The organism is Paenibacillus sp. FSL R5-0407, assembly GCF_038009185.1.
Taxonomy (GTDB): Bacteria; Bacillota; Bacilli; order Paenibacillales; family Paenibacillaceae; genus Fontibacillus; species Fontibacillus vini.
In genome coordinates, this window is sequence record NZ_JBBPAX010000001.1 from 3,871,608 (window position 1) to 3,883,809 (window position 12,202).

General features: G+C 52.1%; 11 protein-coding genes. All 11 read left to right on the forward strand.

Going from position 1 to position 12,202, the window contains the following annotated elements:
- Positions 1-30 precede the first annotated feature (30 nt).
- The 11 genes from mfd (at position 31) to NYE70_RS18420 (ending at position 12,019) form a co-directional block, all read left to right on the forward strand.
- Positions 31-3,555, forward strand: coding sequence for a transcription-repair coupling factor (gene mfd / locus NYE70_RS18370; protein WP_211025433.1), 3,525 nt, complete (start codon positions 31-33; stop codon positions 3,553-3,555).
- Positions 3,542-4,678 (forward strand): peptidylprolyl isomerase, encoded by a 1,137-nt coding sequence (locus tag NYE70_RS18375; protein WP_211025435.1) that lies wholly within the window; start codon positions 3,542-3,544, stop codon positions 4,676-4,678. Before mfd ends, NYE70_RS18375 begins: the two co-directional genes overlap by 14 nt.
- Positions 4,679-5,076: 398 nt before the next feature.
- On the forward strand, positions 5,077-5,619 hold the full coding sequence (gene spoVT, locus NYE70_RS18380) for a stage V sporulation protein T (protein WP_211025437.1): 543 nt from the start codon (positions 5,077-5,079) through the stop codon (positions 5,617-5,619).
- Between the two features lie 216 nt (positions 5,620-5,835).
- On the forward strand, positions 5,836-7,587 hold the full coding sequence (locus NYE70_RS18385) for a putative polysaccharide biosynthesis protein (protein WP_341047324.1): 1,752 nt from the start codon (positions 5,836-5,838) through the stop codon (positions 7,585-7,587).
- A 209-nt stretch (positions 7,588-7,796) separates the two neighbouring features.
- A complete protein-coding gene (mazG, locus tag NYE70_RS18390) occupies positions 7,797-9,287 on the forward strand; it encodes a nucleoside triphosphate pyrophosphohydrolase (RefSeq protein WP_290408310.1) in 1,491 nt (496 codons plus the stop codon).
- 201 nt (positions 9,288-9,488) lie between these two features.
- Positions 9,489-9,761 carry an HU family DNA-binding protein gene (locus NYE70_RS18395; RefSeq protein ID WP_044482598.1) on the forward strand — a complete coding sequence of 91 codons (273 nt, stop codon included), beginning with the start codon at positions 9,489-9,491 and terminating at the stop codon, positions 9,759-9,761.
- Complete coding sequence (locus NYE70_RS18400; RefSeq protein WP_114498817.1) at positions 9,761-10,042, forward strand: RNA-binding S4 domain-containing protein; 282 nt, start codon at positions 9,761-9,763, stop codon at positions 10,040-10,042. The genes NYE70_RS18395 and NYE70_RS18400 overlap by 1 nt, the downstream gene beginning before the upstream one ends.
- A gap of 160 nt (positions 10,043-10,202) precedes the next feature.
- Complete coding sequence (yabP, locus tag NYE70_RS18405; RefSeq protein WP_211025444.1) at positions 10,203-10,484, forward strand: sporulation protein YabP; 282 nt, start codon at positions 10,203-10,205, stop codon at positions 10,482-10,484.
- Positions 10,481-11,050, forward strand: coding sequence for a spore cortex biosynthesis protein YabQ (gene yabQ / locus NYE70_RS18410; RefSeq protein ID WP_213656535.1), 570 nt, complete (start codon positions 10,481-10,483; stop codon positions 11,048-11,050). Before yabP ends, yabQ begins: the two co-directional genes overlap by 4 nt.
- A gap of 20 nt (positions 11,051-11,070) precedes the next feature.
- Positions 11,071-11,409, forward strand: a complete 339-nt coding sequence (locus NYE70_RS18415; RefSeq protein ID WP_213656536.1) for an FtsB family cell division protein — start codon at positions 11,071-11,073, stop codon at positions 11,407-11,409.
- Between the two features lie 124 nt (positions 11,410-11,533).
- Positions 11,534-12,019 (forward strand): S1 domain-containing RNA-binding protein, encoded by a 486-nt coding sequence (locus NYE70_RS18420; protein ID WP_211025451.1) that lies wholly within the window; start codon positions 11,534-11,536, stop codon positions 12,017-12,019.
- The last annotated feature ends 183 nt before the right edge of the window (positions 12,020-12,202 follow it).

A 12,202-nucleotide genomic window follows, 5' to 3' on the forward strand; every position in this document is an offset into this window, starting at 1 on the left:
TCGCAATAAGAAATAAGAGAGGTGCCTCACTTGTTACAAGCACTCATACAAGCATTCTCCCGGGATTCGGACTTCACCTCGATGATATCGGGAGTAAGCGCCGGAATGAAGGAGCAACTGATTTCCGGTTTGTCGGGATCCTCGCGTCAGGTTGCGCTTGCCGCGCTGCATCAAGAGACTAAGCGGCCATTGCTGGTCGTAACCCATAATATGTTTTCCGCACAAAAAATATATGAAGATTTGCAGGAAGCGCTGTCAGCGGATCAGGTGCTGTTATATCCTGCGAATGAGCTGGTTGCCGCGGAAGCGGCCGTCTCCAGTCCGGAGACGCTCGCACAGCGGATCGAGGTACTGCTGCAATGCTCCCATTCATTCCGGGGAGTTGTGGTTGTGCCTTATTCGGGCGTCCGCCGGTTTATACCGACCCCCGAAGCGATGTCCAGTGCCGGGCTGACGATTGAGTTGGGAGGAACGCTCCAGATGGACAGCTTCCTGACCCGCATGATCGAGCTGGGTTATGAAAGAGTGGAGCGCGTGGAATCGCGGGGAGAAATGAGCATCCGCGGCGGAATTATCGATTTCTATCCGTTAACCTCCGCTTTGGCGTACCGGGTGGAGCTTTTTGACGATGAAGTCGATTCCATTCGCACCTTCGATCCGGCTGACCAGCGTTCCGTCGATCAAGTCAAACAGGTGCTGGTGACTCCTTGCAAGGAGATGATCGCGACCCGGGAACGGTTGGAGCAGGCTGCACAGAAAGCGACGGAAAAACTGGAACAACAGTTGGAGAAAATGACCGACCGCCAGGCGAAAAACAAACTTCGCGAAGAGGTATCCAGAGAAATTGAGCTGCTGCGTGAGCATGTTTATTTTCCGGAAATCTATAAGTATATTTCTTTGATTTATCCGGAAGATAAAACGCTATACGATTATATGCCTAAGGATACGCTGCTCATCCTCGATGAGCCGGCCCGTCTATTGGAAACTTCCCGTCAGTTGGAGCGGGATGAGTCGGAATGGAATCTGCATTTGTTCCAGAACGGCAAGAGCTTGCCTGAGCTCCCGCTTGCGCTGGAAGGGGAACGCGTATTGTATCATCGTCCGTTCCAGACGCTGTTTTTGTCGCTATTTTTGCGTCAAGTGCCTCATACTCAGCCGCAAAATATCATTAACTTTGTCAGCAGGGCAATGCAGGATTTCCACGGTCAGATGAACGTGCTGAAGGCGGAAATGGAACGCTGGAAAAAGAGCGGCGCCAACGTAATCATGCTGGCCAGCGGCGAAGAGCGGATGGACCGGATGCGCCGCGTGCTTCAGGACTACGGAATCGATGAGCCGACACTGTTGCAGGGTAACCTGCAGTCGGGCTTTGAGCTGCCTTCCGTGCATTTGGTCGTGATTACCGAGGGAGAAATGTTCTCGCAGAAACAGCGGAAAGCCCGTAAAGTCGCGAAGAGCATGGACAATGCAGAACGGATCAAGAGCTATACCGAGCTGAAAGTGGGCGATTATGTCGTTCACCAAAACCACGGTATCGGGAAATATTTGGGTATCGGGACTTTAGAGGTCGGAGGAATCCATAAGGATTACATGCATATTTTATATGCCGGCGGCGACAAGCTGTCCGTTCCGATCGAACAGATCGACATGATCCAGAAATATGTCGGTTCTGAGGAGAAAGAGCCTAAGATTTATAAACTCGGGGGCAACGAATGGACCCGGGTCAAAAATAAAGTACGTACTTCGGTACAGGATATTGCCGACGATCTCATTAAGCTGTATGCGGACCGCCAGTCTTCACCCGGCTATGCGTTCGAGAAGGACACGCCGGAACAGCAGGAGTTCGAAGCGATGTTCCCTTATGAAGAAACGCGGGACCAACTGCGGGCTATTGAAGAAATCAAAAAAGATATGCAGCGGTCCCAGCCGATGGACCGGCTTCTATGCGGCGATGTAGGCTACGGGAAAACCGAAGTCGCCATCCGGGCCGCGTTCAAGTCGGCGATCGAAGGCAAACAGGTGGCCGTCCTTGTTCCGACGACGATATTGGCACAGCAGCACTATGAAACGTTCCGGGAGCGATTCTCCGGATATCCGATCAATATCCAGACGCTGAGCCGATTCCGCAGCCGGAAAGAACAGAATGAAACGATCAAGGGCGTGCGCCAAGGTACGGTGGATATCGTCATCGGAACGCATCGCCTGTTGTCGCAGGACCTCGTATTTAAAGATCTGGGCCTGCTCATTGTGGACGAGGAGCAGCGTTTCGGCGTAACTCATAAAGAAAAGCTCAAAAAACTGAAAACGAATGTCGACGTGCTGACTCTGACGGCAACGCCGATTCCGCGGACGCTCCATATGTCCATGTTGGGTGTGCGGGACTTGTCCGTTATCGAGACGCCGCCGGAGAACCGGTTCCCTGTGCAAACCTATGTGGTAGAGCATAGCCAGGCGCTTGTACGTGAAGCTGTGGAACGGGAAATGGCGCGTGGCGGGCAAATCTATTACCTTTACAATCGCGTACAGGGAATTCAAGAGATGGCCGCACAGATTTCGATGCTTGTTCCTGACGCCCGGGTCGGTATTGGACACGGACAAATGTCGGAGCAGGAGCTGGAGAAGACGATCCTTGATTTCCTTGACGGGGAATACGATGTGCTGGTCAGCACCAGTATCATTGAAACCGGGGTGGACATTCCGAACGTAAATACGCTGATTGTGCATGACGCGGATAAAATGGGCCTATCCCAGTTGTATCAGCTGCGCGGCCGCGTAGGCCGGTCCAATCGGATCGCTTATGCTTACTTTACGTACCAGCGCGACAAGTCGCTTACCGAGGTTGCCGAGAAACGCCTTCAGTCAATTAAGGAGTTTACTGAACTCGGTTCGGGCTTCAAAATTGCGATGCGCGACCTTTCCATTCGAGGGGCAGGCAATCTGCTGGGCGCCGAACAGCACGGATTCATCGCTTCCGTCGGTTTTGACCTCTATTCGCAAATGCTGGCGGAAGAAATTCAGAAGAGAAAAGTGACCATGCTTGGCGAAACGGTGCCGGAAGAGTCGAACTGGAACACCACGATCGATCTTGGCATCGACGCCTATTTACCGTCGGATTATATTTATGATAGTATTCAGAAGATTGAGATCTACAAGAAAACAGCCTCCGCAGCGACCTTTGAAGATGTGGCCGAGCTGGAGGATGAACTGCTGGACCGTTTTGGCGAGCTTCCTGAAGCGGTGCAAAACCTGCTTTCGGTAGCCCGGGTCAAGCTGTACGGCAAGCAATACGGCATTGAGTCCATCGCTTTGCGCGGGGATGAAGTAACCTTGAAGTTTTACGATGGGCGGGAAAAGGAGATCATTCCGGCCAAAATCGCGGAAGTTGGAAATCTGTTCGGAAGACGTGTACAATTTAATCAAGGGTCGGTTATGCTGATCCGCATCAAAACCAAGGGAATGGACGACAAAGAAATGATGGGCTTATTGGAGCAGTTCCTGGGAGCCCTGAAGGACTCGTTCAAAGCGAAAGGGGAACTACAAGATGTTTCGAAGTAAAGGGCGTTCTTGGAAGACGCTGCTCATTGCCCTCGTTGCAGTAATGGCTTTTACCGTTATGGCGGGTTGCGGCAAGAAAGAGGACAAGGGTGCTGCCGGTGGCAGTGAAGACAAGAGTAAGGTGATCGCAACTTACGAAGGCGGCGAAATTACGGAGGACGAGTTCGACCGGGAACAACGGATTGTGCTGGCACTTCAACCGCAAATGGAACAATTCATGCAAATGGACGATTTTCGCGATTATTTGATCAAACAGGAAATCGCCTACGAATATTTGGATACCAAGGCCGACGCCAAGATGAAGGAAGAAGGCAAGAAGAAGGCCGAAGAACAGTTCACTGCAATGAAAAAGTCGATGGGCGATGATGCCTTCAAGCAGTTGCTGGACGGACAAAAAATTTCCGAATCGGAATTTAAAAACTACATGGTTCGTATTTATACCGTCATGGAAAGCGAAAAAGCGAAAGTAACCGACGATGACGTGAAAAAAGAATTCGAAGCGACCAAAGAAAATTATATTACCGCTTCGGTTCGCCATATCCTGATCGGGTTCACTGACAAGGAAGGCAAAGAACGCAGCAAAGAAGATGCATTGAAGGTGGCTAATGAAGTTAAAGCCAAATTGGATAAAGGGGAAGACTTCGCAAAACTAGTGAAGGAATATTCCACGGACGGTCAACCCAATATCGACAATGGAGGACTCTATGCGGATACTCCTGTCAGCAACTGGGTAACTGAATTCAAGGAAAAGGCGATCACTCTGCCGATTAATACGATCAGCGAACCGGTGGAAACCACGTATGGCTACCATATCATTCGTGTGGAGAAACGGACCGAGAAGAAGTTCGAGGATTTGACGCAGGAAGAGAAAGATCTGATCAAAATGTCCGTCGCTTCCCAAAACTTGGACAAGTTTATGGAGGGCGACCTGGAGAAGAAGATCATCAAGAAGATCGAATTGCCGAAGGTTGAGCAGAAGAAAGAGGAAGACGGGGCAACCAATTCCGGAACAAACGGGAATGCCGATAAGAGCGGAACCGATGCCGGAACTTCGGGAAATGACGGCGCAACCAAGGACAACGGCGCAGCCACGAACAACAGTACAAGCAGCAACGACAAATAAACGAGGTAACTTGTTTTATCTGGTTTTGCCGGAGCAGCGCGGAGCGATTCGCGCTGTTTTGTTGCCGCAAAATCCCTATTCCATGAGAAGCTGCCACATCAAGCAGTGAAGGGCCGCACCTTTGCAGCATTTTTTTAGTCCCCTTGGCCTGTTGCAGGAACAATAAAGGACTGTTAAATTCGAATGCATAAGCTGCTGGGAAGGGATGAATACTATGCTCAGAATCACAAGAGCCGAATCCCTCCATTGTATACAAATTCAGCTGCGGGTCGGTCCAGCAAATGCTGAAAGCCGCGCAACTTTTTTACCGGCAGCGGTGTATTAACATACCTAAGGGTAAATGAATATCCAACAGACAGTAGTTCAATACTTCTTTAGAAAGCGGGGCAACATGTGATATGAAAGCTACTGGAATTGTACGCCGTATTGATGATTTGGGCCGAGTGGTCATTCCAAAGGAGATCCGCCGCACACTGCGGATCCGGGAAGGGGACCCGCTCGAGATTTTTGTGGACCGCGACGGCGAGGTTATTCTGAAAAAATATTCCCCTATCGGGGAATTGGGCGACTTTGCAAAGGAATATGCGGAATCGCTGTATGAAAGCACAGGCCATATTACTTTGATCTCTGACCGGGACACAGTGATTGCAATCGCAGGTGCCTCGAAGAAGGAATACCTGGACAAGCAGATCGGTACTATCCTGGAAAACAGTATGGACAACCGCAAAATTGCACTGGAGTCGAATACGGGAACGTACGAGATTATTCGGGACCATCCCGAGACAATCTCTTCCTTTGTAATCGCTCCGATCATCTCGGGTGGGGACCCGATCGGTACAGTGGTTCTGTTGAATAAGGACGAATCGGTAAAAATGTCGGAACTGGAATCTAAAATGGCGGAAACGGCCGCCGGATTTTTAGGAAAACAAATGGAACAGTAAGCGTGTCTGGAAATGACAAGTACACTCCCGAAGTAACGGGGCGGCAGAGCCGCCCGGGACCGGGAGTGTCTTTTTTTGGCGTTATTGAGGCTTGGCAAATTTGTGCGTTTAGGCTCCTCCAACGGGCTATCATGGCGGGAGAGGAGGTTTTCGTCTTATAATGGAACCTACATAGTAAGATTGTGGCCATTTTATATTCCGCAAGGTAGGTAGATTATGAGGGAAGACAAAAGCACGGCGTCAGGCCTGCTGAAGGGAGCGGCCGTTCTCAGCTTGGCGGCCATCTTGAGCAAGCTGTTAGGAACTCTGCAGAAAATTCCGCTGCAAAATATCGGGGGAGACGGTGTTTTTGGAATTTATAACACCGTTTATCCGTTCTATACCATTCTAATCACACTGGCGACGGCGGGGTTCCCGACGGTTGTTTCCAAGTTTGTGGCCGAACGGCATGCTATGGGCGAAGAGAGCGGCAAACGGGCCGTTCTTCGTATGGCAACGGCTGTGATGGCTATACTCGGAGTTGCCGGTTGTATTCTGATGTACTTCGGAGCTCCGCTTCTGGCGGCATGGATCGGCAACAGCCATCTGATCCCGGCTTTGAGAAGCGCAGCGCCTGCGCTGCTGTTTGTTCCGCTTACCGCATCCCTAAGGGGGTATTTCCAAGGGCTGCAGAATATGGTGCCGACCGCAGTTTCTCAGGTTTCCGAGCAAGCCGTGCGCGTAGCGGTGATGATTATTCTGCTGTTTTATTTTACGGGCCTCGGAGGAACGGAAGCCGTGATCGCAGGCGGGGCGCTGGCGGGCTCGGCTGTGGGTGGAGCTGTAGGATTGCTCGTCATGCTCCTGTACTGGAGAGGGCATCATAAACAGATGAGGCAGGATTCGGCGTGGCCCAGCGGCAGGGGGGCATCCCCGGCAGGCCAGGACCGCTCTGAAGCTCTGCCGCAGCCACAGGTTATAATAAAGTCGAATACTCCAAATTTCGGGCCAGCAGAGGAACTGACGGATCAGGGAATACCCGCTGCCGGGTTAAGGAAAAATTCGGAGAGCGGCCGGGGATTGTTAGGGGAAATGTTTCGTTATGCGATTCCCATCTGCCTTGCTTCCCTGGCGATTCCGCTGCTTAGTTTGGTCGATACGTTTACCTTGCCACGGCTTTTATCCCGTGGCGGGGACGAGCTGCGGGCGATGGCCGAGGTAGGGGTCTATAATCGGGGCATTCCGCTCGTCCAACTGGTGACGATGCTTGCTTCGTCCTTGTCGGTGCTGTTCATTCCGCTCATGGCGGAAATGAATCTGCGCGGCGACAGGGAGGGGATCCGCCGCCAAATTGGCTTGGCGCTGCGCTGGTTCTGGCTGATTGGCCTGGCCGCCTCCGCCGGGCTGGCGCTGCTCGCCGGGCCGATCAACGTCATGCTGTACGAGGACGGCACGGGAACCGGCACGTTCGCCTGGGTGGCTTGGACCGCCGCGCCTGGTGCGCTGGTGACGATCACGGCGGCCCTGCTGCAGGGGCTGGGCTTCGTGCGCGCGCCGGCGGTGCATCTGCTGGCGGCAGCCGCGCTTAAGGCAGCGCTGAACGTGCTGCTCGTGCCGCAGCTCGGCATCACCGGCGCGGCGATCGCCGGCATCGCCGCCTACGCCGTCGCCGCAGCGCTGAACCTCGCGCTGCTGCTCCGCCGCGCAGGGCTGCGCCCGCGCCTGCGGGACGCGCTGCTGCGCCCTGCCGCGGCCGCCCTGGCGATGGCGGCCGCCGTGCTGCTGCTGCGCCTCGCTGCAGACGCCGTGCTGCCGCCGGGCCGCTTGGCGGCCTTGGCGGAGAGCCTGCTCGGCGTGCTGCTCGGCGCAGCCGTGTTTGCGGCCGCCGCGGTGCGGGCGCGCCTGATCGGTGCGGCAGAGCTGGGCGCCCTGCCGCGGGTCGGACCGAAGCTGCTCCGCCTGCTTCGGAAACTGCGCCTGCTGCGGTAACGCCAAACGGAGTACCGCGCCCAGCGGCCGAGTGCAGATCTTTGTTGCACTCTCTTATACGCAGATCCGCCGCCCTTGCCGCAGCCAATAACCGTCCACGGCACTTGATCGCGGACCTGCCGGACATTTTTGCCATCGGTTCGGCAAGTGGTATAGTAAGGGATAGAATGTTCAAATTAAGCCGGTAACTAGACAGGAGTGTGGCTCAAATGGGAGCAGTGATAACTGTAGTCGGCCTAGGCTCGGGCGATCCCGACCGACTGACGCTGGGAAGCCTGAAATTGCTTCAGGAGGCGCAGGAGAGATATGTACGTACCAAGGACCATCCGGTGGTGGCTTGGCTGGAGGAAACGGGAGTTTCATTCACCTCATTCGATGAAGTGTACGAAGCCAAGGACGACTTTCCCTCCGTATACGAAGAGATCGTGGAGCGGCTGATCGCCGCAGCCAAGACGGCCCCGGAAGGGAAAGAGGTTCTGTACGCCGTGCCCGGGCATCCGATGGTGGCGGAAGCTACCGTAAAGCGGCTGCAGGAACGCTGCCCGGTTGAGGGAATCGAACTGAAGATCACGGGGGGAGAAAGCTTCCTCGATGCGGCATTTATCTCTCTCGGATTCGATCCGATCGAAGGCTTTCAATTGCTGGATGCTTCCGAGTTGTCGGGAGGACGGCTTGATCCCCGGCGCCATACGTTGATCGGCCAGGTTTACGACGAATTCACCGCCTCGGACGTTAAGCTGGGCCTGATGGACATTTACCCGGATGATTATCCGGTCGTTGTCGGACATGCGCTCGGCGTAACCGGAGCGGAGCAGGTGCTTCGCATCCCGCTTTATGAACTGGATCGCATCCAAGGATACGGGAACTTGTCGCTGGTGTACGTTCCGGCCAGCCATGACGAACAATTGCGCATCCGGAGCTTTGAGCGTCTTCATGAGATCGTAACCATTCTCCGCAGCCCGGAAGGCTGTCCATGGGACCGGGAGCAGACCCACCAATCGATTCGCAAAAACCTCATAGAAGAAACCTATGAAGTGCTGGAAACGATTGATGATGACGATCCGGATCATATGCGGGAAGAACTCGGTGATTTGCTGCTGCAAATTATGCTGCACTCGCAAATGGAAGAAGAGACCGGAATGTTTACCGCTTACGACGTCATTCAGGAGCTCAATGAAAAGCTGCTTTACCGCCATCCGCATGTATTCGGCAACCTGAGTGCCGAGGATGCCGAGGCGGCGCTCAAAAATTGGGACGCCATGAAGGCCGAAGAGAAGCGGCGAAAGGGTATCGAGCCTGAAAAATTATCGGCGCTGAGCGGAGTGCCCCGGGACTTGCCGGCGTTAATGAAGGCGTATAAGCTGCAGAAGAAGGCGGCTAAAGTAGGCTTTGACTGGGATTCCATCGATGGCGTCTGGGCGAAAATCGAGGAGGAGCTTGCCGAATTCAAAGAGGCCGTAACCGGCGGGCATAAGGCCGAGGACCAAACGCTGGAGCTGGGAGATGTTCTGTTCTCCATCGTAAACGCGGCCCGGTATATCGGAGCCGATCCGGAGGAGGCCCTGTCCATGACAATCGCGAAATTTGTCAGACGGTTTACTTATGTGGAAGACAAGCTTCGCGAAGCCGGAAAGACGCCGTCAGACAGCAACTTGGCCGAAATGGACAAGCTTTGGGACGAAGCCAAAAGTCTCGAATAGTCCAAAAAGGCTATCCAAATAACTCGAAATTTCCCTAATAATCGGTTTTTTTTGCGAAAAAGCAAAAAAAAGTTGAATAGCGGGCAGGAATTTGAGTTTTAAGGCAGAATACTCATACAAAGATATCTCCGCGGCTTACTGCCATAAGGGCTGAAGCCGTTAGTATCCATCTATTTCTTTTATTATTGGGAGGCATTATTAATGAACAAAACAGATCTGATCAACAACATTTCCAGCAAAAGCGGTTTGACTAAAAAAGACGTTGAAACCGTATTGAATGGTGTTCTCGGCGAAATTACCGATGCCCTTGCCGGCGGCGACAAAGTACAACTGATCGGCTTCGGCACGTTCGAAACCCGCAAACGTTCCGGTCGTACAGGCCGCAACCCGCAAACTGGCAAAACGATTGAAATTCCTGCATCCAACGTTCCAGCTTTCAAAGCGGGCAACAAACTTAAAGAAGCCGTAAAATAATGCGTCTCGATAAATTCCTGAAGGTGTCCCGGTTGATTAAGCGGCGCACGGTGGCAAAGGATGTCTCCGAACAAGGCAGAGTCCTGATCAACGGGCGCGAATCCAAACCGAGCAGTACCGTGAAGGTAGGCGACGAGATCACCGTTCAATTCGGCCAGAAGCTGGTGACGGTTCGCGTCGAACGCCTCGCGGAGACGACTCGCAAGGAAGAGGCTGCCACCCTGTATACCTTAGTCAAGGAAGAACCGATCGCTAAAGACTCCGGTCTTGACTGGAATTAAGGCGTGAGATCAAGCATGTTCCGTTTTAACTAACGGGGCATGCTTTTTTATTTTGTTGTTTACCATTACATAAAGTTGCGAGGTCCGTACAGTTTTTTAAATCGGTTCTAAAGATAAATCCCCTTCCATAAGCTATTGGTAAGAAGGAGGGGTACATGCCATGGTCGAACAAGGAAAAGGGAAGCGTCAAGAACTGCATCTGATGCAGAGGAAGCTGCTGGAGATTTCAGGAGTTCAGAACGTGGAGAGTTTTGACAGCGAGGAATTTCTGCTTCAGACGGAACTGGGGCATTTGACGATCCGGGGTCAAAATTTACATATCAAAAATCTCAATCTGGAGCAGGGGTTAGTCAGCATTGAAGGCCTGGTAAACTCCTTATCCTATTTGGATCCGGGAGCTCATGCGCCCGGCAAAGGCCTGCTCGGGAAGCTGTTCCGATGAATTTGCATACGCAGTGGGCGACTCTCCTATGGATGTTCGCATGCGGGGGAATCATGGGGATCGCCTTTGACAGCTATCGTGTCGTATCGGGACAGCTTCGCTTCCCCCGCTGGAGTGTACATATCCTGGATCTATGTTACTGGATCGCCGCCTCCCTTTTTGTTTTTCGCACGCTTTACCACGTTAACCAGGGAGAACTCCGATTTTATGTATTCCTCGGTTTGTTTATAGGCGTTTGGATTCATTTTTTGTTTCTCAGTTTTATAACGGAACGTTTTGTGGTAAATTTAATAAAGGTAGTTCAAAAGATTTACAGAATAACCATTAGAATATTGGAACTGGCAGTGCTTACACCGTTGAAATGGCTGCTAAAGACCCTACGGGTGCTGCTGGGATTTCTATGGATCGTTTTGTTTTTTATGGGGAGGGTGACACTGTCCCCGATTTGGAAACTCTTGACCTGGGTCACAAGACCTATATGGAAGAGGCTGAAGCTGCCGGACAGGCTTCGTTCTGTATGGGATAGTCTGGCAGGATTATGGAAGCGCTGGTTCGGCAAAGAATAACGAAAACGGAGGTGCCCTGAATGCGCGATGTAGCGGCCAAAACGAATAACATGAAACAGACCGCCGTGAAATCGGTCGGGGCGCGCAGACGTATTCGGTTATGGACGTGCTTTATGGTGTTGTTCGTCGGGTGGGCAGGCTATACCTATATCGCCCAATCCGGAGAAATCGGTAATAAATCCCTCCAGCTTTCGGAGCGGCAAGCTTCCAAGGAAGCTAATGAGCAAACATTAAACCAATTGAAATATGAATTAAATCGTCTTAAAGACCCTGAATATATCGGTCAAATCGCGATGAAGAAATACGGACTTTACAAACCGGGTGAAATTCCGGTGCGCATATCCGAGTCGGACTCCTAAAAAGACTGAGCCCATAGGGATATACGGCTGTTGACCTTGTTTGGCTCATTATGTATAATCAAATCACCGCAGTCATGTTTTCGAGGCCTGGCTGTATATTTTTAAGGGAGGATCATTTTATTTTATGTCAATTGAAGTGGGCACCAAGTTAGAAGGAAAAGTGACAGGCATCACGCATTTCGGAGCATTTGTGGATCTGTCAGGAGGTGTCACGGGTCTCGTTCACATCTCGGAGATCGCAGACAATTATGTTAAAGACGTCAATGATCATCTGAAGATCGGCGATGTTGTTACCGTTAAGGTAATCAACGTCGACAAGGACGGCAAGATCGGACTTTCCATTAAGCAAGCCGTTGATAAACCGGTAGAGGCTACTAATACTAGACCGCCTCGTGCACCACGCAGCGATCGTCCTGGAGGTAGAGACGGAGATCGTCCTGGCGGCGGATTTAACCGGGATCGGGGAGGACGTCCTTTTAAGCCGCAACCGAACAAAGCTTCATTTGAAGATAAAGTTTCCCGTTTCCTTAAGGACAGTGAAGAGCGTATTTCTTCGCTGAAGAAGAACACGGAAGGCAAACGCGGAGGACGCGGAGCCAAACGCATGTAATTTAACAATTTTATATTGAAACCCACCGCAGGCAATTTGTTGCTTGCGGTTTTTTGTTGCCGTCAAAAATACGACGAAAATTCTTTTTTTGTCGTCTGGGCGTCCGAGCCGACAGGTTATTACGGAATCTTCGTCCATCCTTGGATGAATTGACAAAAATTGTTTACCCCATCGGATGCATTT